General features: G+C 46.3%; 1 pseudogene. It reads left to right on the forward strand.

Features of this window, described 5'->3' with window-relative positions:
* Window positions 1-203 (forward strand): annotated as a pseudogene (locus KI210_RS08795) (amino acid ABC transporter ATP-binding protein); the annotation flags it as partial.

Consider the following 203-nt stretch of genomic DNA (forward strand, 5'->3'; position numbering starts at 1 on the left):
GATGGTTTGGACGTCATGAAAAAAGTTGCCGAGTCAGGCATCACCATGCTGGTGGTAACGCACGAAATGGGTTTTGCCAGAGAAGTGTCAGACCGGGTAATCTTTTTCAATCAAGGAGAAGTGCTGGAAGATTCTAACGATCCAGAAGCTTTCTTCGAACATCCGAAGTCAGAACGGGCACAGGAGTTCTTGAGCAAGATAAT

Origin of the sequence: Lactobacillus corticis, from assembly GCF_018327645.1 — a bacterium.
Taxonomy (GTDB): Bacteria; Bacillota; Bacilli; order Lactobacillales; family Lactobacillaceae; genus Lactobacillus; species Lactobacillus corticis.